This is a genomic window from Pseudomonas sp. BF-RE-21 (assembly GCF_019947305.1).
GTDB lineage: Bacteria > Pseudomonadota > Gammaproteobacteria > Pseudomonadales > Pseudomonadaceae > Aquipseudomonas > Aquipseudomonas migulae.
Genome location: NZ_JAGYGF010000019.1, coordinates 68,545 through 89,837 on the forward strand (window position 1 = coordinate 68,545; position 21,293 = coordinate 89,837).

22 protein-coding genes are annotated in these 21,293 nt (G+C 60.4%); 6 read left to right on the forward strand and 16 right to left on the reverse strand.

From position 1 onward, the window contains the following. Positions 1 to 24: 24 nt before the first annotated feature. Positions 25 to 729, forward strand: a complete 705-nt coding sequence (locus KGB25_RS30605) for a methyl-accepting chemotaxis protein (RefSeq protein ID WP_404943245.1) — start codon at positions 25 to 27, stop codon at positions 727 to 729. Between the two features lie 177 nt (positions 730 to 906). Here the strand turns inward: KGB25_RS30605 and KGB25_RS15075 are convergent, their stop codons facing one another. The 9 genes from KGB25_RS15075 to KGB25_RS15115 all read right to left on the reverse strand — a co-directional run bounded on the left by KGB25_RS15075 (position 907) and on the right by KGB25_RS15115 (position 10,007). Then, positions 907 to 1,119: a FitA-like ribbon-helix-helix domain-containing protein gene (locus KGB25_RS15075; RefSeq protein WP_223415918.1), complete on the reverse strand. Its 213-nt coding sequence runs from the start codon at positions 1,117 to 1,119 to the stop codon at positions 907 to 909. A gap of 68 nt (positions 1,120 to 1,187) precedes the next feature. Then, positions 1,188 to 1,556 carry a glyoxalase superfamily protein gene (locus tag KGB25_RS15080; RefSeq protein ID WP_008036566.1) on the reverse strand — a complete coding sequence of 123 codons (369 nt, stop codon included), beginning with the start codon at positions 1,554 to 1,556 and terminating at the stop codon, positions 1,188 to 1,190. 156 nt (positions 1,557 to 1,712) lie between these two features. After that, positions 1,713 to 3,188, reverse strand: coding sequence for an N-acyl-D-amino-acid deacylase family protein (locus tag KGB25_RS15085; protein WP_223435492.1), 1,476 nt, complete (start codon positions 3,186 to 3,188; stop codon positions 1,713 to 1,715). Position 3,189: 1 nt separating this feature from the next. Beyond that, complete coding sequence (locus KGB25_RS15090; protein ID WP_223435496.1) at positions 3,190 to 4,050, reverse strand: MurR/RpiR family transcriptional regulator; 861 nt, start codon at positions 4,048 to 4,050, stop codon at positions 3,190 to 3,192. Between the two features lie 15 nt (positions 4,051 to 4,065). After that, positions 4,066 to 5,415, reverse strand: coding sequence for a gluconate:H+ symporter (locus KGB25_RS15095; RefSeq protein WP_192227665.1), 1,350 nt, complete (start codon positions 5,413 to 5,415; stop codon positions 4,066 to 4,068). Positions 5,416 to 5,721: 306 nt separating this feature from the next. Then, complete coding sequence (locus tag KGB25_RS15100; protein ID WP_008040823.1) at positions 5,722 to 7,167, reverse strand: SulP family inorganic anion transporter; 1,446 nt, start codon at positions 7,165 to 7,167, stop codon at positions 5,722 to 5,724. Between the two features lie 220 nt (positions 7,168 to 7,387). Further along, complete coding sequence (locus KGB25_RS15105; RefSeq protein ID WP_223435498.1) at positions 7,388 to 8,281, reverse strand: NAD-dependent epimerase/dehydratase family protein; 894 nt, start codon at positions 8,279 to 8,281, stop codon at positions 7,388 to 7,390. Between the two features lie 103 nt (positions 8,282 to 8,384). Beyond that, entirely contained in the window at positions 8,385 to 9,296 is a 912-nt protein-coding gene (locus KGB25_RS15110) for a LysR family transcriptional regulator (RefSeq protein WP_008024659.1), read from the reverse strand. A 120-nt stretch (positions 9,297 to 9,416) separates the two neighbouring features. Continuing rightward, the gene (locus KGB25_RS15115) at positions 9,417 to 10,007 is read right to left on the reverse strand and encodes an NAD(P)H-dependent oxidoreductase (RefSeq protein ID WP_223435500.1); all 591 of its coding nucleotides are present in this window, start codon (positions 10,005 to 10,007) and stop codon (positions 9,417 to 9,419) included. A 162-nt stretch (positions 10,008 to 10,169) separates the two neighbouring features. On the opposite strand from KGB25_RS15115, the gene KGB25_RS15120 reads away from it, so the two are divergent. Next, positions 10,170 to 10,484 carry a putative quinol monooxygenase gene (locus tag KGB25_RS15120; RefSeq protein ID WP_008024657.1) on the forward strand — a complete coding sequence of 105 codons (315 nt, stop codon included), beginning with the start codon at positions 10,170 to 10,172 and terminating at the stop codon, positions 10,482 to 10,484. On the opposite strand, the gene KGB25_RS15125 is transcribed toward KGB25_RS15120, so the two are convergent. Then, entirely contained in the window at positions 10,474 to 11,238 is a 765-nt protein-coding gene (locus tag KGB25_RS15125) for a sulfite exporter TauE/SafE family protein (protein ID WP_223435501.1), read from the reverse strand. The genes KGB25_RS15120 and KGB25_RS15125 overlap by 11 nt on opposite strands. Positions 11,239 to 11,446: 208 nt before the next feature. On the opposite strand from KGB25_RS15125, the gene KGB25_RS15130 reads away from it, so the two are divergent. The 3 genes from KGB25_RS15130 (at position 11,447) to KGB25_RS15140 (ending at position 14,367) form a co-directional block, all read left to right on the forward strand. Beyond that, complete coding sequence (locus tag KGB25_RS15130; RefSeq protein WP_223435503.1) at positions 11,447 to 12,349, forward strand: LysR substrate-binding domain-containing protein; 903 nt, start codon at positions 11,447 to 11,449, stop codon at positions 12,347 to 12,349. 103 nt (positions 12,350 to 12,452) lie between these two features. Next, positions 12,453 to 13,856 (forward strand): amino acid permease, encoded by a 1,404-nt coding sequence (locus tag KGB25_RS15135; RefSeq protein WP_008024654.1) that lies wholly within the window; start codon positions 12,453 to 12,455, stop codon positions 13,854 to 13,856. A gap of 166 nt (positions 13,857 to 14,022) precedes the next feature. After that, positions 14,023 to 14,367 carry a cupin domain-containing protein gene (locus KGB25_RS15140; RefSeq protein WP_008024653.1) on the forward strand — a complete coding sequence of 115 codons (345 nt, stop codon included), beginning with the start codon at positions 14,023 to 14,025 and terminating at the stop codon, positions 14,365 to 14,367. 160 nt (positions 14,368 to 14,527) lie between these two features. Here KGB25_RS15140 and mmsB read toward each other — a convergent pair whose 3' ends face one another. Continuing rightward, positions 14,528 to 15,415 carry a 3-hydroxyisobutyrate dehydrogenase gene (gene mmsB / locus KGB25_RS15145; protein WP_223415912.1) on the reverse strand — a complete coding sequence of 296 codons (888 nt, stop codon included), beginning with the start codon at positions 15,413 to 15,415 and terminating at the stop codon, positions 14,528 to 14,530. A gap of 10 nt (positions 15,416 to 15,425) precedes the next feature. Beyond that, entirely contained in the window at positions 15,426 to 16,952 is a 1,527-nt protein-coding gene (locus KGB25_RS15150; RefSeq protein WP_008024085.1) for a CoA-acylating methylmalonate-semialdehyde dehydrogenase, read from the reverse strand. Between the two features lie 149 nt (positions 16,953 to 17,101). Between KGB25_RS15150 and KGB25_RS15155 the strand changes: the two genes are divergently transcribed. Then, positions 17,102 to 18,049: a LysR family transcriptional regulator gene (locus KGB25_RS15155; RefSeq protein ID WP_008040813.1), complete on the forward strand. Its 948-nt coding sequence runs from the start codon at positions 17,102 to 17,104 to the stop codon at positions 18,047 to 18,049. Here the strand turns inward: KGB25_RS15155 and KGB25_RS15160 are convergent. The 4 genes from KGB25_RS15160 to KGB25_RS15175 all read right to left on the reverse strand — a co-directional run bounded on the left by KGB25_RS15160 (position 17,988) and on the right by KGB25_RS15175 (position 21,198). Continuing rightward, positions 17,988 to 18,779 (reverse strand): CatB-related O-acetyltransferase, encoded by a 792-nt coding sequence (locus KGB25_RS15160; RefSeq protein ID WP_192227648.1) that lies wholly within the window; start codon positions 18,777 to 18,779, stop codon positions 17,988 to 17,990. The genes KGB25_RS15155 and KGB25_RS15160 overlap by 62 nt on opposite strands. Before the next feature lie 78 nt (positions 18,780 to 18,857). After that, the gene (locus KGB25_RS15165; protein ID WP_192227647.1) at positions 18,858 to 19,358 is read right to left on the reverse strand and encodes an OmpA family protein; all 501 of its coding nucleotides are present in this window, start codon (positions 19,356 to 19,358) and stop codon (positions 18,858 to 18,860) included. Continuing rightward, entirely contained in the window at positions 19,358 to 20,626 is a 1,269-nt protein-coding gene (locus tag KGB25_RS15170; protein WP_223435506.1) for a diguanylate cyclase domain-containing protein, read from the reverse strand. The genes KGB25_RS15165 and KGB25_RS15170 overlap by 1 nt, the downstream gene beginning before the upstream one ends. Beyond that, positions 20,623 to 21,198: a YfiR family protein gene (locus tag KGB25_RS15175; RefSeq protein ID WP_192417458.1), complete on the reverse strand. Its 576-nt coding sequence runs from the start codon at positions 21,196 to 21,198 to the stop codon at positions 20,623 to 20,625. The genes KGB25_RS15170 and KGB25_RS15175 overlap by 4 nt, the downstream gene beginning before the upstream one ends. Between the last annotated feature and the right edge of the window lie 95 nt (positions 21,199 to 21,293).

Genomic DNA, 21,293 nt, shown 5'->3' on the forward strand with positions numbered 1-21,293 from the left:
CAGGTGGCCACCGCCATGCACGAGATGACCGCCACCGTGCAGGAAGTCGCGCGCAATGCCGAGGAAGCTTCACAAGCAGCGGCCGCCGCCGACGGCGAAGCCCGCGAAGGCGACAAAGTGGTCAACGAAGCCATCGCCCAGATCGAGCGCCTGGCCAGCGAAGTGGTGCGTTCCACCGAAGCCATGAGCGTGCTGCAACACGAAAGCGACAAGATCGGCAGCGTCATGGACGTGATCAAGGCCGTGGCCGAACAGACCAACCTGCTGGCGCTCAACGCTGCCATTGAAGCGGCACGTGCCGGTGAAGCCGGTCGCGGTTTTGCCGTGGTGGCCGACGAAGTGCGTGGCCTGGCCCAGCGCACGCAGAAATCCACCGAGGAAATCGAAGGCCTGGTGGCCGGTTTGCAGAACGGTACGCAACAAGTGTCCGCCGTGATGAACAACAGCCGCGCCCTCACCGACAGCAGCGTCGCCCTGACCCGCAAGGCCGGCGTATCACTTGAAAACATCACCCGCACGGTGTCCAACATCCAGTCGATGAACCAGCAGATCGCTGCCGCCGCCGAACAGCAAAGCGCCGTAGCCGAAGAGATCAGCCGCAGCATCATCAACGTACGCGACGTGTCCGAACAGACCGCCGCTGCCAGCGACGAAACCGCTAAATCCAGTGTTGAACTGGCGCGGTTGGGTAATCAGTTGCAGATGATGGTGAGTCACTTCAGGGTTTGACGTTCACTTTGCGGTGAAGCAAAGGCCCATTCGCGGGCAAGCCTCGCTCCTACAGGATTGATGTCGTTCGGAAAATCATCTGAACAACATCAATCCTGTAGGAGCGAGGCTTGCCCGCGAATGCAATCAACAGACAACGGATACCTGGGATCAGCCCTTAGCCTCGCTTTCACCGCCTTAACGCAGAGGCAGATCTAACTCGATACCACCACTCTCTCTGAATCGATTATTGATTCGACTCCCCAAACCGCAGGTACGACCATTCGGGTCGAGCGCTTTCCTCAAGATGAAGAGAGCCTCCTCTTCAACTGAACGGCAATTACTCTCTGCCGCGATTCGCAATTGCTCGTAGATCTGCTGATCAAGATTGCCAATGGTAATGCTGGCCATAAGCGCCTCCTGTGCTCGTCGAAATTGAACGGACGACACTATCACGAGGCGTGATTTTTCCTGCCGCGTTACACACTAATCGCATTGGTAAACACCAACCGATTCCCGAACGGATCGGCGATGGTCATGTCCTGGCTGCCCCACGGCATGGCCTGGATCTGTGGGTGCGAAAACGTGTAGTCCTTGGCCAGCAATTGCTGCTGAAACGCCTCCAGCTCATCGGTCTCGATGCGCAGCGCCGAGCCCGGCGTGCTGTCGCCGTGATGTTCCGACAGGTGCAACACGCATTCGCCCCGGGAGACTTGCAGGTACAGCGGGAAATTCGGCTCGAAACGGTGCTGCCAGTCGATCTTGAAACCGAGGAAGTCGACGTAGAACTCCACGGCTTTGTTTTCGTCGAAAATCCGCAGGATCGGGGTGGTTTTGCCGAAGCTCATCAAGTTGCTCCCAGACTGGTAAGGCCCAGAGTGTAGCCGGGCTAGTGTCAGCGCTTCGGCTTGGCGATGGCTTTCTTTAATTGCAATGTGCCACCACGTGAAGCAGTTCAAAAGATTTGTCGACTGGCTGATCGCTTTCGCCGGCAAGCCTGGCTCCTACAGGGGTTTGTGGAGGCTCTGAAAACCGTCACGCAAATCGCCTTCCCGCGCCAGGAACCGCCCTTCCCGCTTCCCGTTCGCCTGCCCTTCGCTGTAACTCAACACACCGTTGACCCACACCCCGTCGATGCCTTCTGCCGCCCGTTGCGGGTCGTTGAAATCCGCGACATCACGAATCGTTGCAGGATCGAACAACACCAGGTCAGCCCAATGCCCTTCACGGATTTCACCGCGCTCCTTCAAGCCGAATCGCGACGCGGACAACCCGGTCATTTTGTGTACCGCGGTGTGCAGCGGAAACAGCCCGACATCGCGACTGAAATGTCCGAGGACGCGTGGGAAAGCGCCCCACAAACGTGGATGCGGGAATGGGTCTTCCGGCAAGCCGTCGGAGCCGACCATCGACAGCGGATGCGCGAGGATGCTTCGTACGTCTGCCTCGTCCATTCCGTAGTACACCGCGCCAGCCGGTTGCAGCCGGCGAGCGGCTTCCAGCAGCGGAACGTTCCACTCGGCGGCGATATCCATCAGGTCGCGGCCACCGAGTTCCGGGTGCGGCGTGGACCAGGTGATGGTGATGCGGTGCGCATCGGTCACTTGCTTGAGGTCCAGGGTCGAAGAGCTCGCCGCGTAGGGATAACAATCGCAGCCCACCGGGTGGGTTTTCGCGGCCTCTTCAAGTGAGGCCAACAGTTGCGGACTCCGCCCCCAGTTACCGGCGCCGGCACATTTGAGGTGGGAAATGATCACCGGTGATTGCGCATGACGGCCGATCTGGAACGCCTCGTCCATGGCCTCCAGCACGGGCTCGAATTCGCTGCGCAAATGGGTGGTGTACACCGCGCCGAACGCGGTCAGTTCTTCGGTCAGTTGCATCACTTCATCGGTGGACGCCGAGAACGCGCTGGCGTACGCCAGACCAGTGGACAGACCCAACGCGCCGGCTTCAAGGCTTTCGCGCAGTTGCTCACGCATCGCGCTGATTTCATCCGGCGTGGCCGTGCGAAACAGGTCATCAAGGTGATTGCTGCGCAACGCGGTGTGGCCGACCAGAGCGGCGACGTTCAACGTGGTGTTCGCCGCTTCGACCGCCGCACGGTAGTCGCGGAACGTTGGGTAAACAAAGGCCGCCGAGGTGCCGAGCAGGTTCATCGGGTCTGGCGGATCGCCCTTCAAACTCACCGGCGAAGCGCTGATCCCGCAGTTGCCGACGATCACCGTGGTCACGCCCTGGCTGAGCTTGGGCAGCATTTGCGGCTGGCGGATCACCACCGTGTCGTCGTGGGTGTGCACGTCGATGAAACCCGGTGCCAGCACTCGGCCGGCGGCGTCGATTACTTCGCGGGCAGTGGCGTCGTGCAGGTCGCCGATGCGCTCGATGCGGCCATGCAGAATCGCCACGTCGGCGGGGTAACCGGGGGCGTTGCTGCCGTCGATGATCAGGGCGTTGCGAATCAGCGTGTCGTACATCATGTCAGTCTCCCAGCGGCAAGTGATCGTCGCCGCCGCGGTAATCGTCGAGGGCGAGTTTGATCCGCCGCAGACGTTCTTGATTGTCTTCAGGATTGGCCAGCGCCAGCTCGGTTGCGAGCACGTCGATGGCCAGCAGCATGCCGTAGCGCGCCGCCGTGGGTTTGTAGATGAACGAGGTTTCCGCACTTTGCAGCGGCAGCACGATGTCGGCCAGTTGCGCCAACGGCGAGTCGCTGCGTGTGATGGCCAGAATCCTTGCGCCGTAGTTGCGGGCCACTTCCACCGTTTCGAGCAACTCGGGGGTGATGCCGGTCAGCGAGCAGACGATGACCACGTGCTCGGCACTGAGGCTGGCGGCGGTGACCCGCATCATCACCGGGTCGTGGCACACCGAAATCGGGTAGCCGAAGCGCACCAGCCGCACTTGCAGTTCATCGCTGCACAAGGTCGAGCAACCGCCCATGCCGAAGGCATGAATCATCCGCGCCTTGCCCAACAGCTTCACCGCGTCGGCGAAGCGCGACTCGTCGAACGCCGACAGGTGCTGACGCAACGTCGACTCAATATCGCCGACGATCTGCCCGTAGAACGCCGACTGATCGGGCGTGCCCGCCGGGTCGAGAAAACGGCTGCCGACGCCGCTGGCCTGTGCCAGTTGCAGGCGCAGGTCGCGCAAGTCGCGGCAACCCACCGTGCGGGCGAAACGCGACAGCGTGGCGGTGCTGACTTCCGCTCTCAGCGCCAGCTCGTCGAGGCTGGCGGCAGAGGCAAATCCTACGTCGTCGAGCATCAGCCGCGCGATGCGTCCTTCGCCAGCGCTGAAGGAATCCTGACGGGCGCGGATCTGGTAGAGGATGTCCATGGCAGGCGGCTCCGGTTAAATCAGGTAAGAAAGACCCACGGTCAGCGCGAAGGCGACCAGCGAAATAATGGTCTCCAGCACGGTCCAGGTCTTGAACGTCTGGGTAACGCTCATGTTGAAGTATTCCTTGATCAACCAGAAGCCGCCGTCGTTGACGTGGGAAAAGATCACCGACCCGGCGCCCGTCGCCAGCACCAGCAACTCCGGATGCGGATAACCCAGACCAATGGCCACCGGCGCGACAATGCCGGAGGCGGTGGTCATGGCCACGGTGGCGGAACCGGTGGCGATGCGCATCAACGCGGCGAACAGCCAGCCCATCAGCAGCGGCGACAGGTGAAATTCGTGGGCCAGGCTGACGATCTGGTCGGTGACCCCGGCGTCCACCAGAATCCGGTTCAAGCCGCCGCCGGCGCCGACCAGCAAGGTGATGCTGGCCGTCGGCGCCAGGCATTCGTTGGTGAACTTGAGGATCGATTCGCGGTTGAAGCCTTGGGCGAGGCCGAGGGTCCAGAAGCTCAGCAGGGTCGCCAGCAACAGCGCGATCACCGAGTTGCCGATGAACAGCAAAAACTGGTTGAAACCGCTGCCCGGCGTGGAGATCAGGTTGGCCCAGCCGCCGATCAGCATCAACAGCACCGGCAACAAAATGGTCGCCATGGTGATGCCGAAACCCGGCAGGCTGTCGCGCGGTTCGCGCTCGAGGAACTGGCGTTCCAGCGGGTTTTCCGCCGGCAGTTGAATGCGCGGCACGATGAATTTGGCGTACAGCGGACCGGCAATAATCGCCGTCGGAATGCCGATCAAAATCGCATACATCAACGTCTGCCCCACCGACGCCTGATACACCTGCACCGCCAGCATCGCCGCCGGGTGCGGCGGCACCAGCGCATGCACCACCGACAGCCCGGCGACCATCGGCAAACCGACCATCAGGATCGACACACCCACGCGGCGCGCCACGGTAAACGCAATCGGCACCAGCAACACAAAACCGACTTCGAAGAACAACGGCAGCCCGACCAGAAAGGCGATGCACACCATCGCCCAATGCGCGTTCTTCTCGCCGAAACGGTCGATCAAGGTGCGCGCCACCTGCTCGGCGCCGCCGGACTCGGCCATCATCTTGCCGAGCATCGTGCCCAGCGCCACCACCAGCGCAATGTGCCCCAGGGTCTTGCCGACACCGGCCTCGTAGGCGCCGACCACCCCGGACGGCGGCATGCCGGCGAGCAATGCCAGGCCGATGGACACCAGGGTGATGACGATGAAGGGATTAAGCCGGTAACGGGCGATCAGAACGATCAGCGCGATGATGGCGATGGCGGCATACACCAGCAGCCAATAGCCGAAGGACAGGGTCATGCGGTACTCCTCGAAAGGGTCACGTCGAAAGTTTTGTGAAACTCTTAAAACATTTCGAAGCGCTAAACTCAAACGAGGTGAAAGTAATTTTCGTAGAGGGGTAAGGGTTGTCGCGCAGAGATATGCGAGGTCGGTGAATATGAAAATCAGGCACGCAAACTTTCATCCATTCCCCTGTAGGAGCGAGCCTGCTCGCGATGGGCGTCAACGATAACGCGCACTTCCTGAATCAACGCGTTGTCTGAACGTTTTTCGCGAGCAGGCTCGCTCCTACAGGGAATGGCCGCAGCCCAGAGGATTGATAGATCAGTCGTGACTGACCCGGGCACGCTTGAGCAACTTCTTGCAGCGTTCGGACAGATGCAGCACGCGCAGATGCTTGCCCGCCTTGGCGTAACGTTCGCGCAGGGTCTTCAGCGCCGCGATGGCCGAGTAGTCGACGAAGCTCAGGTGACGACAATCAATCGTCACCACCGACGGGTCGTTGGCAGGATCGAACTGGTTGAGAAACGGTGTAGTCGAGGCAAAAAACAGCGTGCCATGCAGCAGGTAAAGCTTGCTGCCGTCGGTTTCGAGGTGACTGTCGGCATACAGCTCGCGGGCCTGCTGCCAGGCAAAGTTGAGCGCTGCAATGATGATCCCGCAAAGCACGGCGGTGGCCAGGTCGGTGAACACCGTGATGACCGTCACGGCGACGATCACCAGCACATCGTTCAGCGGAACCTTGTTGACCACCCGCAGCGAAGCCCAGGCGAAGGTTTGCTGTGACACCACGAACATCACCCCGACCAGTGCGGCCAGCGGAATGCGCTCGATCAGCGGCGACAAAAACAAAATGAACAGCAGAATCAGCACGCCGGCCACCACGCCGGAAAGCCGACCTCGGCCACCGGAGCTGAGGTTGATCACGGTCTGGCCGATCATCGCGCAGCCGCCCATGCCGCCAAACACACCGGAGACCATGTTGGCCGCGCCCAGCGCCACACACTCACGATCCGGGAAGCCACGGCTCTCGGTGATTTCGTCGGTCAGGTTCAGGGTCAACAGGGTTTCCAGCAGGCCGACCAGCGCCATCAATATTGCGTAAGGGGCGATGATGCGCAGGGTGTCCAGCGTCCACGGAATGTCTGGCAAGGCCAGCGTCGGCAAGCCACCGGCGATGTGCGCCATGTCGCCCAGGGTGCGAGTCGGCAAGCCGAGCAGATACACCGCCAGACCGACACCCAGAATCGCCACCAGCGCTGGCGGCACGGCGCGGGTCAGTCGCGGCAGCAGATAGACGATCGCCATCGTCAGCGCCACCAATCCGCTCATCACATAAAGCGGTGAGCCGCTGAGCCAGTTGTCACCACTCTTGAAGTGTTCCAGTTGCGCCAGCGCGATGATGATCGCCAGGCCGTTGACGAAGCCGAGCATCACCGGATGCGGCACCATCCGCACCAGTTTGCCGAGCTTCAGCAACCCGAACGCCAGCATGATCAACCCGCCCAGCAACACCGTCGCGAGCAAGTACTGCACACCGTGCTGCACCACCAGCGCGACGATCACCACGGCCATCGAACCGGCCGCGCCCGACACCATGCCCGGCCGACCACCGAACAGCGCGGTCAGGGTGCAAATGATGAACGCGCCGTACAGGCCCATCAGCGGATTGAGGTGAGCCACCAGCGCGAAGGCGATGCATTCTGGCAATAAGGCGAAAGAGGTGGTGAGCCCGGCCAGGACATCGGCGCGCAGACGGTTTGCTTTCATGGGGAGGACTGGACACAACTGGGGAAGAGGGGGCGGATGGTACGGAATTGAGGGCGGCCCGGCCAGTTGCGGTGCTGTTGAAGACGCCTTCGCGGGCAAGCCTCGCTCCTACAAGGGTTGTGTCGTTCAACAATTTTATGAACGACGCAAAACCTGTAGGAGCGAGCGGTGCGGCGATCCGACTTGCCCGCGAAGAACGATGACGCGGTCTAAAGCGAACTCACACCATCTCGTTAAGAATCCACTCAACCACCGAAGTCCGCTTCGGCACCCAACCCAGCAACTCCCGCGCATGCTTGCCGCGCACCCGGCTGTTGGAACCCAAACCGTAGTTGGCCATTTCATAACCCCACTCGGCTTCGGCCTCTTTCAGCGGCCAGTCTTGCGGCTCAGCGAGATTCAACGCCTGGGCAATCGCCGTGGTCATGTCGACGAACGACGCTTCACCGCTCTCAACGAAATAGAACGTGCCCGGTACGTTTTTGGTCAGCGCCAGCAGATACAGGGACACCACGTCTTCGATGTGCACGTTGGACCAGATGTTCTGGCCGGTGCCGACATGCCGAACCACGCCACTTTTGCGTGCCTGTTTCAGCAGGCGCGGCAGCTGCACACTGTCGCGATTGACGCCCAGGCTGTGGCCATAGATCAGCGTGTTACAGATGACCGCCGAGTTCACCCCGTCGCTCGCCGCGTCGAGGATCAGGTTGTCGATGGCCACGCGGGCCGCCTTGTCGACAGTAGGCTCCGGCAGCGTGTCTTCATAATAAATGGCGTCGCCGAACTGACCGCCCGACGCATCGCCGACGATGCTCGAACCGCTGGTGTGCAGGAACACCTTGTTGGAACCGCGCAAGGCATTGACCAAGGCTTCCACCGCGCCGCGATGGTCGCTGCTGGCGGCGTTGATCACGGCGTCGGCAGCGCGGGCCTGCTCGGCCAATAGTGCGCTGTCGTCAAGAGTGCCGATGACCGCCGTGATGCCCAACGCGCTCAGCTCATTGGCTTGTTCGCTGCTGCGCACCAGGCCGGTGACCTTGTGGCCAGCGCGAACCAGGCCCGTAGCGATGGAGCCGCCGATGAAACCTGCAGCGCCGGTAACGAATACGTTCATGGAGAAACTCCCTGCGTGAATAAGTGATGCAACGAGTATCAAGCAGTCATCACGACTGAAAAATCCCCGTTGACCCAATTCACTCTTGCGTAGGAGTCATGAATCAACCTTCAAAATCCGCATTCGCGTACACCGCCAATTTGCCCTGGATAAAGTCTAGGAAGCATTGAATCCGCAGGGCCAGTTGCGAGTTGCGGTAATAGACCGCGTTGATCGGCTGGCGATAACCGCTGTTGAAATCCGCCAGCAGCACTTTCAGGCGCCCGGCACGGATGTCTTCGATGGTCATGAAATGCGACAGGCTGGCAATGCCCTGACCTTCCAGCGCCAGGTGCCTGATCGTCTCGCCGCTGGACGCGCTGATGGACGCCTGAATCGGCCAGCGGTCACCATGCACATAACGCAGCGGCCATTGGTTGAGGCCTTCATTGTGGGTGAAGCCCAACAGCGCATGCCCGCTCAGGTCCTCGACCACCAGCGGTGTGCCGTGTTGCTCAAGGTAAGCCGGGCTGGCGACGATGTGCAGCGGGCTGCAACCCAACGAACGGGCGTGCAGGGTCGAGTCGGCCAGCGTGCCGATGCGGATGGCGATGTCGGTGCTTTGTTCGAGCAGGTCGATGATCAGGTCGTTGCTGTTGAGTTCGAGCTGGATGTCCGGGTAGAGCCGGCGGAACTCGTCGATGTACGGCACGATAGCGTGCAGCATGAACGGCGAGGCGGCGTTGATCCGCAAACGCCCGGACGGGGTTTGCTGACGTGAGCTGAGGCGTTCTTCAAGCTCCTCCATCTGATCGAGAATCAGTTTGGCGTGCTCGAAGAAATACTTGCCCTCCTCCGTCAGGTCCATGCGCCGCGTGGTGCGGTTGATCAGCGTGGTATCGAGCTTGGCCTCCAGCCGCGACAGCGTGCGGCTGACCGCCGAAGGCGTCTGCCCGACCTGTTCGGCCGCAGCGGAAATCGATCCGCACTCAATCACGCAGACGAAAATCTGCAACTCATCGGATCTGGCTTTCACCTGTGTTCCTTATCGCTTTGTGTAGGAGCCAGCTTGCTGGCGATGGCGTCCTCAGGATTGCTATCGCCAGCAAGCCGGCTCCTACAGGTTCGGATTCCAGATGACGATAGTAGCCGAACCTTATGCTTTCAGGCCGAACACCTCGTTCAGGTGCTGCTCATAGCGCGCCACATCACCTTCGATGTTCGGGCGCTTCATCACATCAACCGCCAGGAACGTCGGCAAACCGGTCATGCCGAGGAATTCGTTGGCCTTGTGGAACGGGAAGTACACCGCGTCCACGCCCTTGCCTTCGAAGAAGTCGGTCGGGTCGTCGAAAGCTTGCTGCGGCGCGTTCCAGGTCAGCGACAACATGTATTGCTTGCCCTGCACCAAACCACCGCTGCCGTACTTTTGCGAAGCATCGGAACGGGTGCGGCCGTCACTGGCGTATAGGCTGCCGTAGCCTTCGGTGAAGACTTCGTCGATGTACTTTTTCACAGTCCACGGCGCGCCCATCCACCAGCCCGGCATTTGATAAATGATCACGTCGGCCCAGAGGAATTTGGCAACTTCTTCAGCGACGTCATAGCCCTCGTCGATGAAGGTGGTTTTCATGTCAACGCCGCCGCGATCCAGCACGCTCAATGCGGCTTCATGCAGGGTGGTGTTGTAACGGCCATCGGAGTGCGCAAACTTTTTGCCGCCATTGAGCAACAGGACTTTTTTCATGAGGAATCTCGGAAGGGTCAGAAAGAGGATGGCGGCAGGTTAGCGACCGGCCTCGCGCGGAATAAGTCCTGAATTCGCAAAACTCATTTGACCTATACGCACGAATCAATAGGCGATTGTTGCCATAAAATGGCGCCGATTCTGACTTTGAGGAGACTCCTGATGAGTGAAATACAAGGCTTCATCCTGCACGCCAAAACCCGCCCGGAAAAATCCGACGCCTTCGAAGCGTTCTTCCGCGGCTATGTCGAAGCGAGTCGTGCCGAGCCGGGCTGCATCGAGTACCACATGCTGCGCGACAAACAGGACCCGACGCTGTTTATCTTCTTCGAGATCTGGCAATCCCAGGCGCACCTCGACGTGCACTCGAACCTGCCGCACATGAAGCAGTTCCTCGAACAGCGCGACGAATTCCTGGAACAGGATTTCGATATCCGTGCCATCGAGATGCTCAGCCCGTCGTCCGCTACCCGCTGATCAGCAAGTGGCCGCCGAGCACACCGAGGCCGATGAAGAACACGCGCTTGAACAGCACGGCGCTGATCCGCTGGCGCAGCCATTGCCCGAGCAACATGCCGAGCACCGCCGGGATCAGCGCCAGCAATGACGCGCTCAATTCGCCACCGCCCAGCGCCCCGCGCCACAACAGGCCGGCAGCGAGGGCGAGGGTCGATACGGTGAACGACAGGCCCAGCGCCTGCACCAGTTCATCCTTGTTCAAACCCAATGCTTGCAGATACGGCACCGCCGGAATCACGAAGACGCCGGTGGCGGAGGTGATGACGCCGGTCAGCACGCCGCACAGTGGACCGAGCCAGCGCTCGGTCTGACGGCTGACGCGCAAGGTCGGCAGGAACAAACCGCTCAACGCATAAAGCAGCAATGCCGCGCCCAACCCCCGCACCACCCAATGACCACCCGCCATGCCAATCCAGACCGTCCCGGCACCGGTGCCGATGAAGATTGCCAGCAGCATCGGCCACAGTCGCCTGACCAACCCGTGCAAATGCCCGCCGAATGCCAATTGCCAGACGTTGGTCAGGGTCGCTGGAATGATCAGCAGCGCGGCAGCCTGCGACGGTGCCATAGCCAGACCGAGCAGCCCCATGGCGATGGTTGGCAGGCCCAGGCCGATCACGCCTTTGATCATGCCGGCCAGGAGGAAGGTGGCGATGACCAGCAGAGAAAGGGCCAGACCAAGGTTTTGGTAGAACGTGGCGAGTGTATTCATAGGCTGATCCTGCGCCTGGATTGGCCGTGTGAAAATTCGCCATATACTGAGGGTGTCTCTTGTTTTGATAGAGGCTGACGATTTCGTTGTTGCTGCTGACGCCTTCGCGGGCAAGCCTCGCTCCTACAGGGGTTGCGCAAATCGTGTAGGAGCGAGGCTTGCCCGCGAAGGCGGCTGCCCAGTCAACACACCTCCCGAGGCTGTACCCATGCACTTCGACCTCACCGACCTGCGCCTCTACCTGAACATCCTCGACACCGGCAACATCACCGCCGGCGCCGCGCGCAGCCATTTATCCCTGGCGGCGGCAAGCGCGCGAATCCGCGCGATGGAGGCTTCGCTCGGCATCGACTTTCTGGAACGCGGTCGTCGCGGCGTCACCCCCACGTCCGCCGGAAAAGCCCTGGCGCAACACGCCCGACTACTACTGCAACACGCCGACCGCATGCAGCAGGACCTGGCCGAATACGCCAAAGGCGTCAAAGGTCAGGTGCGTTTGTTATGCAACACCACGGCAATCACCGAGTACCTGCCGGAAGTGCTGGCGGACTTCCTCTGCCGCCATCCCAACCTCGACATTGATCTGCAGGAGTTGCCGAGCCTGCGCATCGTCCATGCACTGCATCAGGGTGCGGCAGACCTTGGCATCGTCTCCGACGCCGTCGACACCCACGCCCTGGAAACCCAGCCCTTTCGCGACGATCCGCTGGTGCTGATCATGCCACTCGGGCATCCATTGGCTGACGGCGCAACACCGAGCTTCAGCGAGACGCTGCATCACGATTACGTCGGCCTGAGCGCCAACAGCGCACTGGCGGTGTACCTCGAAGAACAGGCGCTGCACGCGGGCGTGCGCATGCAGATCCGCATCCGGGCGGAAGGCTTCGACGGGGTGATTCGCATGGTCGCTCGCGGCGCGGGGCTGGCGATCGTGCCGCTGGCGGCGATCGAGCGCCGGGCCGTCGATCAACCGTTCAAATACGTTGCCCTGCAGGAAGCCTGGGCGCAGCGCAAACTGCTGCTGTGCGCCCGCTCGTTTGCTGGCCTGCCCGGTTACGCCAGAGCCTTGCTCGACGCGTTGTGCGCTGCAAACCGGGCCGGGAGCCTTTGAAAACCAGTGTTTGGCCCAACAGGCACCTGTATGACGAAGGCTGCGAAGAGTAATATCTGCCCTTTCAAATCAAGCCTGGCCACAACAACCAAAAGGGAACCAGATGGCGGATGAAATCTTGCAACAGGCAACGCTCAAGCGGGGGTTGAAAAATCGGCACATTCAACTGATCGCATTGGGCGGCGCCATTGGTACGGGGCTGTTCCTGGGCTCCGCCGGAGTGCTCAAGTCCGCCGGTCCGTCGATGATCCTCGGCTATGCGATTGCCGGTTTCATCGCGTTCCTGATCATGCGCCAACTGGGCGAAATGATTGTCGAGGAACCCGTGGCCGGCTCGTTCAGCCACTTCGCGCACAACTACTGGGGCGGCTTTGCCGGTTTCCTGTCCGGCTGGAACTACTGGGTCCTGTATGTGCTGGTGGGCATGGCCGAGCTGACAGCCGTCGGCAAGTACGTGCAGTTCTGGTGGCCGGAGGTGCCGACCTGGGTCAGCGCAGCGGTGTTCTTTGTGCTGGTCAACCTGATCAATACGCTGAACGTCAAAGTGTTCGGCGAGATGGAGTTCTGGTTCGCGATCATCAAGGTCGTGGCCATCATCGGCATGATCCTCCTGGGCTGCTACATGCTGTTCAGCGGCACCGGCGGCCCGCAAGCATCGGTAAGCAACCTGTGGAGCCACGGCGGTTTCTTCCCCAATGGCACCAACGGTTTGCTGATGGCGATGGCGTTCATCATGTTCTCCTTCGGCGGCCTGGAACTGGTCGGCATCACCGCCGCTGAAGCCAGCGAACCGCGCAAGGTCATTCCCAAGGCCATCAACCAGGTGGTTTATCGGGTGCTGATCTTCTACGTCGGCGCACTCACCGTGTTGCTGTCGCTTTACCCGTGGGACCAACTGCTGCAGACACTGGGCGCCTCGGGCGATGCCTACAGCGGCAGTCCGTTCGTGCAGATTTTCGCCCTGATCGGCAGCGACACCGCCGCGCAGATCCTCAACTTCGTGGTACTCACCGCCGCCCTCTCGGTCTACAACAGCGGCGTGTATTGCAACAGTCGCATGCTCTACGGCCTGGCCGAGCAAGGCGACGCGCCCAAAGTGCTGATGAAGTTGAACAAGCAAGGCGTTCCGTTGCTGGCACTGGGCGTTTCGGCGTTGATCACGATGCTGGCGGTGCTGGTCAACTACGTCGCGCCGCACGAAGCGCTTGAGTTGTTGTTTGCCCTGGTGGTCGCGTCCTTGATGATCAACTGGGCACTGATCAGCCTCACGCATTTGAAGTTCCGCAAGGCCATGGTCCAGCGCGGCATCGTGCCAGGCTTCAAGGCTTTCTGGTCGCCGTACACCAACTACCTGTGCCTGGCGTTCATGGCCGTGATCATCTGCGTTATCTGGATGATCCCGCCGGTGCGCGCCTCGGTGTACGCCATGCCGGTGTGGGTGTTGCTCATCTACGGTTGCTATCGGTTGCGCATGGCCAGGCACCGAAAGCTGTCAGTGACTCAGTAATCGCGTAAAAAAAACGCCCCGGCATTCGATGAATACCGGGGCGTTTTTTATGGCGAGCGCAGTGAATCCAGCGTTTCTGGATACCTCGATGTCGAGTACAGACAACTGACGCCGCACCAAGCCCGATAGGGTGCGACTTCAGTTCTCCATCACGCTCGGAGTCATCATGTCCGCACCGATTACCGTTCTTCGCGACACCCACCCGCTGCCAGTGCTCGACGCCTGCAAATGGGAAAAACTCGAAGGCGATCCGCACACCGTCAACCTCAACGCCTACACCAGCGAAGACGGCAGCAAGATCATGGGCACCTGGATCTGCACGCCGGGCAAGTGGTATGTGGAATACGTGAAGTGGGAATACTGCGATTTCCGCGAGGGTTACTGCATCATCACCCCGGAAGGAAAAGAGCCGATCCATCTGCGTGCCGGTGATATTTTCGTCATCGAGCCGGGGATGAAAGGCACGTGGGAAGTGGTTGAAACCGTGCGCAAGTATTTCGTGTTTGCCTGATGCAAAAAAACCGGGAGATCACCCGACGTGATTTCCCGGTAAATGTCGATGCGCACACACCTGTAGGAGCCGGCTTGCTGGCGATGGCGATGGCGATGGATCAATCACCATCGCCATCGCCATCGCCAGCAGGCTCGCTCCTACAGGTTGAAGCAGGTCGTTATTGCGGTTTGCGATAGCTGTTGATGATCGCCGAGAAGTCTTTACCCCCCTCCCCACGCTGGCTCATCGCCTGATACAACTGCTGGGCCACCGCGCCAAGCACCACCGGTTGGTGCGCCTGACGTGCCGCTTCCGTGGCAAGTCCCAGATCCTTGAGCATCAGCTCGGCACCAAAACCACCGGTATAACCTCGCGACGCAGGTGCCGTTTCGACGATGCCCGGCCACGGGTTGTACATCTCCGAACTCCAGCAACGTCCCGTGGAACTGTTGATGATCCCGGCCAGCACGCCAGTGTCGATCCCCAGTGCATCACCCAGCGCCATGGCTTCGCTGACACCAACCATGGAGATCGCCAACAGCAGGTTGTTGCAGATCTTGGCGATTTGCCCGGTGCCGACTTCGCCGCAATGGACGATGTTGCGACCCATCTGCGCCAGCACCGGTTGCAGAGTGGCGAACAGTTCAGGCGTGGCGCCGACCATGAAGGTCAGGGTCCCGGCCGCTGCACCACCAGTGCCACCCGACACCGGCGCATCGGCCATGGCCACGCCTTGCTTGGCCGCGGCCGCCGCTACATCACGCGCTGTTTGCGGATCGATGGTGCTGCAATCCACGGCTGGTACGCCGCTGCCGATACCGGCGAGCACGCCGTCTTCACCCAGCCACACGCTGCGCACATGCACAGCGGCGGGCAGCATGGTGATCACCAGTTCTGCGCCTTGAGCCGCTTCACGAGCCGTCGCGCTGATGCTGCCGCCCAGTTGTTCCAGTTCGGCCAGAACGGTTTTGTTCAAATCAACCAGTCGCAGCGCATGGCCGGCCTTGATCAGGTTGCGCGCCATCGGCGCGCCCATGTTGCCGAGACCGATAAAAGCGATTTTCATGTCCGGCTCCTTAACGCAAGTTGATGGTGGTGTTCACACCGTCGTTGACGCTGTCGTCATCGAACCAGCGACTGGTGACGGTCTTGGTCTGAGTGTAGAACTGCACCACTTGCTTGCCATACGGGCCGAGGTCACCGAGCTTGGAACCGCGCGAACCGGTGAAGCTGAAGAACGGGACCGGAACCGGAATCGGAATGTTGATGCCGACCTGACCCACGTCGATTTCGTTCTGGAATTTGCGCGCTGCCGCACCGCTTTGGGTGAACAGGCCCGTGCCGTTGCCGAACGGGTTGGCGTTGACCAGGGCGATGGCCTCGTCGAGCGTATTCACTTCCAGCACCACCAGCACCGGGCCGAAGATTTCCTGGGTGTAGATCTGCATCTCGGGGGTCACGCCAGAGAACAGGGTCGGACCGACAAAGTTGCCCTTCTCGTAGCCGGGAACCGTGATGTCACGACCGTCCAGCTCAAGCTTGGCGCCTTCCTTGATGCCGCTTTCGATCAGATCCAGAATCCGCGCTTTGGCACGCTTGGAGATCACCGGACCAACGTCCGTGCCCGGCTCGCTGCCAGCGTTGACCTTGAGTTTCTGCGCCAGCGCTTTCAGGTCCGGCAACCATTGCTTGGCCGCGCCGACCAACACCACCACCGACGTTGCCATGCAGCGTTGACCGGCCGCACCGAAACCGGCACCGACCAGCGCATTCAGCGCTTGTTCGCGGTTGGCATCCGGCAGCACCACGGCGTGGTTTTTAGCGCCCATCATCGATTGCACGCGCTTGCCGTGCTTACCGGCCAGGTCATAAACGTGAGTACCGACGGCAGTCGAACCGACGAAGGAAACCGCCTTGATGTCTTTGTGGGTGCAGAGCGCGTCCACCACGTCCTTGCCGCCGTGAACCACGTTAAGCACGCCCGCCGGAACGCCCGCCTCGATGGCCAGTTCCACCAGCAGCATGGTCGACATCGGGTCCTGTTCGGACGGCTTGAGCACGAAGGTGTTGCCGCAGGCGATGGCCATCGGGAACATCCACAGCGGAATCATCGCCGGGAAGTTGAACGGGGTGATGCCGGCGCAAACACCGATTGGCTGGCGCAGGGTGTAGGTATCGACGCCGCCCGCGACGTTCTCGGCGAACTCGCCCATTTGCAGGCTGCCGATGGAGCACGCGTGTTCGACGACTTCCAGGCCACGGAAAATATCGCCTTCAGCGTCGGCAATGGTCTTGCCCTGTTCGTTGCTGAGCACCACGGCGATACGCTTGGAGTGTTCGCGGATCAACGCCTGGAGCTTGAGCATGATGCGCATGCGGGCGCCGATCGGCGTCAGCTTCCAGGTCTGGAAGGCGCGATGGGCGGCGCTGATCGCGGCGTCGACTTCCGAGGCTGTGGCAAACGGAACCTTGGCCAGTACTTGCTGAGTCGCCGGGTTGACGATGTCGTGCCACTCAGTGGTCTGGGACTCGACCCACTCACCGTCGATCAACAGTTTGACGTTCTGGACAGTGGTTTCGTTGGGCGTGAGCGATGCGTTCATGCTGGTCTCCTGGACTTGTTGTTATGCAGGGAGCCAAGGCGGATAAGTCGCCTTGAGATGAGGCGTGTGTCGCGAATTGGTTGTCGGACTGTTTTTGGAGTATAGATGTGCAAACTTCTAATAAGAACGCACATAAAAGCCGGTCCATCATGCAAAAAAACATCACGTCTTTAGGTTCGCTGAACTGGGATGACCTCAAGTTTTTCCTCGAAGTGGCCCGCACCCGCAAGGCCAGCACCGCGGCCAAGCGCCTGGCGGTGGACTACACCACGGTGTCGCGGCGTATCAGCTCGCTGGAAGCGGCATTGGGCACGTTGTTGTTCGAGAAGTCCCGGACCAGCGGTTTTGTCCTGACCGCTGAGGGTCAGCGTCTACTGGGTTACGCCGAGTCGATCGAGAGCACGCTGCACATGGCGTGCGAACAGGTTTCCGGTTCCGGCGTGGCGCTGTCCGGTCATGTGCGGATGGGTTGCACCGAAGGGTTCGGCAGCTTTTTCATCACCCCACAGCTGAGCCATTTCGTCGACGCCTACCCGGCGATCTCGGTGGACATTCTGCCGCTGCCGCATTTCATCAGCCTGTCCAAACGCGAAGCGGACATCGTCATCGCCCTGGAGCGCCCGGAGCATGGCCCGTACGTCTGCTGCAAACTCTGCGACTACCGGTTGCAGCTGTACGCGACCCAGGACTATCTGGACAAACACCCACCGATCCGCCGCCCGACAGACTTGGGCAAGCATTCATTTATCAGTTATGTCGACGACCTGGCCTTCAGCTCGGAGCTGTTGTACCTGGCGAACGTGCTGCCCGGCGCCAGCGCCAACTTGCGCAGCACCAGCGTAATTGCGCAGTTCGTGGCTGCGCAGCAAGGGCGTTCGCTGGCGATTCTGCCGTGCTTCCTCGCGGCTCAGGATCCGCGGTTGCTGCCGGTGCTGCCGGAGGAAATCAACATCACCCGGCAGTTCTGGATGTACTGCCGCGAAGACCTGCGCAAGCTCAAGCGGATCACCCTGTTGTGGGATTACATCAGGGAGGTCACTGAACTGAATGGCCCGTTGTTACTGGGCGAGACGCGGGATCTTCGGTTTGCAGACTGAGCGTCGGAGCAGCCAATCCGAGAGTGCTGACTAATTGGCAGCCTTTGCGGGTGACTTCCACCTGCTTGTAAACAACCTGATTGGCGCTGCGCGAATCGGCAATGATCGGCAAAGCAGAACGGGGATCGTCCAGGCGCAAGCTCAGAAGGAAATCGACATTACATTCCCACCATCGGCTATCAAGTAACTGCGCCACCAACTCTGGCGGGTGCCGATACTTGATGACCTTCGCCGGAATCCCGGCGACTACCGCATAAGGCGGCACATCGTGGGCAACCAGTGCGCGGGTGGCGATAATGGCACCCGTGCCCACCGTGACACCTTCCATGATCATGGCGCCATGTCCGATCCAGACGTCGTCGCCGATCGTTACATCAACGATCTCTGGTTCGAAGGACAGTTTTGTACGGGTAAATTGGAAGGGGTGCGAACTGACCCAATCGGACGGGTGGGTATTTTTGTCTTGTCCGATGTAGCAGTCATTTCCAATCGAACAAAACCGTCCTATCGAGGACACCGCGGACAGCACGCAACCACTTCGAATGTAAGTGTGGGCACCAATGCTCAACCGTTTGGTGCCGACCACCACATGGCCGAGCGAAACATTCTCTTCCACCAGCAACGTGGTTTTGGCGTTAAGCGATGACACCCCGCCAGCGATCTTGCATTTATGCTGGCGAAGCCATTTTTTCCAGAAGTGGTTGCGGCAGTAATTTATTATTTTTTCCATGTGGCAGTCGTCGTGTTCCGTTCATCTACGGGGGTATGAATTCCCCCAAAAAGAATAGTTAAAAAGAGGGTCGGCCGATCAGTCGGCGCTCACCACAATCGACACCCGGCGGTTTTCGGTTCGACCGGCCGCGTTATCGTTGGAGGCTACCGGCTCACTGCTGCCAAAGCCCCTTAGCTGGATATTCTGCTCTTTCATGCCAACCGCGATCAGGACCTTGCCGACGCTGTTCGAGCGGCGCAGGGACAGCTGTTCGTTGTAGGTCTCTTTGCCCGACGCATCGGTGTGACCATCAACCCGCACCCGATCGATCCCGACACCCAGCAACGCCTTGCCAATGCGCTCGACGATCTCGGTGCTCTGCGGATTCAGGCTTTCGACATCACTGCCAAACAACACTTTGCCGGACAAGCCAAACGCCCAGCCCTCGTCGGTCAACTCGAAACCTTGCTGTTGGAGTACTGCAACCTGTGCCGGACTCAAGCCTTTTTGTGGTGCCGTCTGGCAACCGGTCAGTGCCAGCAAAGCCATGAACAAGGGGATCGCAAGAAATCGCAGATTGAATGAGAACACGAACATTAGCTCCTGGTTTGAACATCGGCGACAGGGTGCTCCGACCCTGACGTGTGCTGTGCACCTCTGGAAAAGCGTTTGGCCTGGTACATGGCCGCATCGGCAGCATTTAGCAGAGCACCCGGTGTAGCACCATGATCCGGGTACACGGAGATGCCGATGCTCAGAGAAGTCAAAACCTGAGTATGCCCCGGCAACGGGATCGGCACTTCCATGCTGGCAATGATTTTATCGGCGATCCGCTCGGCGTCTTCGATCTTGTGCAGCGGTGTCAGCAGGACAGCAAACTCGTCCCCCCCAAGACGCGCCACCAGATCCTCTTCGCGCAGTTGCGCGCGAACCCGATTGGCGACTGCGACCAACACTGCATCGCCAGCGGCATGACCGAAGGTGTCGTTGATTTCCTTGAACCGGTCACTGTCGAGAAACAGCACCGCTACCCGCTCGTTGAGCTTGTTGGCGTTGCGTAGTGCACGAATCAATCGTCCTTCGAAAAACGCCCGGTTCGGCAACCCGGTGAGGCTGTCATGACTGGCCTGGTGGGCGAGGGTTTCATTCTCGCTTTGCAGGTGGGTTTGCCAGGATTCGAGTTCATCGAGCAGGGCATTGAAGTCATTGCCCAGGTTATCGAGTTCGGCGATGTCGGCAGGCGGCACACGCTGGTCGAAGGCTCGTTCGCTGCGCGCAGCGTGCGCCACGAACGCCAGACTGCGCAGCGGACCGGTGATCCCGCTCAGTTGTCGGCGAGCCAGATAAAGCGCTACCCAGGCACTGGCGGCGGTGCACAGAACGATGCCCACCAGACCGCTGAGCAAGAAGCGCATCAGGCTGCCGCCGTGGCCGATCAGCAGAGTGCTGCCGATTTCCTGACCTTGATGGATGATCGGCATGCTGATGGGCTCTTCCAGAAAGGCTTTGGCCATCTGCATTTCGAGATCAGAGAACAATCCGGTTTCCGGTCGCTGCCAACGCGCCAACAACTTGCCTTGCTCATCCAGCACTTGGGCATCCGCCACTTCCTCGGTAGAAGCGATCAGCGCCAGCGCTTCAGTGGCGGCGGCTTTGTCGTTGAACACCACGGCAGCTTCCACGGTGTAGTTGATGGAGCGCGCGATCAGGTGCAGGTTGTGGTCGGCATAGACCCGCAACGCCAGGACGCCGAGCAGCGTCAGCGAGATGCTGGCCATGGCGACGCCGACCAGCGCGACGATCAAATGACCGCGGCCAATGACCGAACGCAAGGTCGGACGACTGCCCGGCTTGAATAGACTCATGGCGCCGCCGGTTTACGGCGGGACAGTTGCAGCACACTTGGGTGAATTCGCACGCCGCTGCGGGCGACGGAATCGAGGTTGACCTCAAAGGACACTTGTTCATCGCCGACACGCAAACAGAACAGACTGCCGACGGTGCATTGATCGTCGCTTTCGCTGATGCTCAACACCGGATGCCCGCTCAGCGAAGCGAACAACCGGCTGCGCTCTTCGCTGGTCAATTTGCCGATGTACACCGCGTCGCACTCACTGACAATGGATGGGTTGTCGGCCAGCAGGCGGCGCACGGTAACGGGTCGGCCGGTGGCCTGGGTGGTGCCCTTGACCAGGTCGTCGGTGTATTCGGTAGGGCCGACGATGCACAAACGAAGTTGTGCGGGCTCAACTGGCCAGCGGGCATAGCTGAGTATCCCAAGTACAACCTGCGTGACCGATTTGGCGCGCTGGTCGGCCATGCCTGGTGGCGTTTGCGTTTGAGCGAAAACGAAGCCGCTCAGCAAACAGAGAAAGCCTGCAAGTACGGCCTGCTTGCAGCCAGCAACGCACTCTGTCATCCAGACAGCCACCTTCATGCAGGGATTCTCTTCGATCGTAACGGGAGGGTGCCGCAACGATAGCACAGCGCTGAAATACCAGCGAGGCCACGTACGACGGCACTTCGGACAGT

What these genes read in the sequence shown, in the direction of transcription:
- KGB25_RS30605 (WP_404943245.1), top strand. Translation starts at nt 25, where the DNA reads ATGACCGCCACCGTGCAGGAAGTCGCGCGCAATGCCGAGGAAGCTTCA.
- KGB25_RS15075 (WP_223415918.1), bottom strand. Translation starts at nt 1,119, where the DNA reads ATGGCCAGCATTACCATTGGCAATCTTGATCAGCAGATCTACGAGCAA.
- KGB25_RS15080 (WP_008036566.1), bottom strand. Translation starts at nt 1,556, where the DNA reads ATGAGCTTCGGCAAAACCACCCCGATCCTGCGGATTTTCGACGAAAAC.
- KGB25_RS15085 (WP_223435492.1), bottom strand. Translation starts at nt 3,188, where the DNA reads ATGATGTACGACACGCTGATTCGCAACGCCCTGATCATCGACGGCAGC.
- KGB25_RS15090 (WP_223435496.1), bottom strand. Translation starts at nt 4,050, where the DNA reads ATGGACATCCTCTACCAGATCCGCGCCCGTCAGGATTCCTTCAGCGCT.
- KGB25_RS15095 (WP_192227665.1), bottom strand. Translation starts at nt 5,415, where the DNA reads ATGACCCTGTCCTTCGGCTATTGGCTGCTGGTGTATGCCGCCATCGCC.
- KGB25_RS15100 (WP_008040823.1), bottom strand. Translation starts at nt 7,167, where the DNA reads ATGAAAGCAAACCGTCTGCGCGCCGATGTCCTGGCCGGGCTCACCACC.
- KGB25_RS15105 (WP_223435498.1), bottom strand. Translation starts at nt 8,281, where the DNA reads ATGAACGTATTCGTTACCGGCGCTGCAGGTTTCATCGGCGGCTCCATC.
- KGB25_RS15115 (WP_223435500.1), bottom strand. Translation starts at nt 10,007, where the DNA reads ATGAAAAAAGTCCTGTTGCTCAATGGCGGCAAAAAGTTTGCGCACTCC.
- KGB25_RS15120 (WP_008024657.1), top strand. Translation starts at nt 10,170, where the DNA reads ATGAGTGAAATACAAGGCTTCATCCTGCACGCCAAAACCCGCCCGGAA.
- KGB25_RS15125 (WP_223435501.1), bottom strand. Translation starts at nt 11,238, where the DNA reads ATGAATACACTCGCCACGTTCTACCAAAACCTTGGTCTGGCCCTTTCT.
- KGB25_RS15130 (WP_223435503.1), top strand. Translation starts at nt 11,447, where the DNA reads ATGCACTTCGACCTCACCGACCTGCGCCTCTACCTGAACATCCTCGAC.
- KGB25_RS15135 (WP_008024654.1), top strand. Translation starts at nt 12,453, where the DNA reads ATGGCGGATGAAATCTTGCAACAGGCAACGCTCAAGCGGGGGTTGAAA.
- KGB25_RS15140 (WP_008024653.1), top strand. Translation starts at nt 14,023, where the DNA reads ATGTCCGCACCGATTACCGTTCTTCGCGACACCCACCCGCTGCCAGTG.
- mmsB (WP_223415912.1), bottom strand. Translation starts at nt 15,415, where the DNA reads ATGAAAATCGCTTTTATCGGTCTCGGCAACATGGGCGCGCCGATGGCG.
- KGB25_RS15150 (WP_008024085.1), bottom strand. Translation starts at nt 16,952, where the DNA reads ATGAACGCATCGCTCACGCCCAACGAAACCACTGTCCAGAACGTCAAA.
- KGB25_RS15155 (WP_008040813.1), top strand. Translation starts at nt 17,102, where the DNA reads ATGCAAAAAAACATCACGTCTTTAGGTTCGCTGAACTGGGATGACCTC.
- KGB25_RS15160 (WP_192227648.1), bottom strand. Translation starts at nt 18,779, where the DNA reads ATGGAAAAAATAATAAATTACTGCCGCAACCACTTCTGGAAAAAATGG.
- KGB25_RS15165 (WP_192227647.1), bottom strand. Translation starts at nt 19,358, where the DNA reads ATGTTCGTGTTCTCATTCAATCTGCGATTTCTTGCGATCCCCTTGTTC.
- KGB25_RS15170 (WP_223435506.1), bottom strand. Translation starts at nt 20,626, where the DNA reads ATGAGTCTATTCAAGCCGGGCAGTCGTCCGACCTTGCGTTCGGTCATT.
- KGB25_RS15175 (WP_192417458.1), bottom strand. Translation starts at nt 21,198, where the DNA reads ATGAAGGTGGCTGTCTGGATGACAGAGTGCGTTGCTGGCTGCAAGCAG.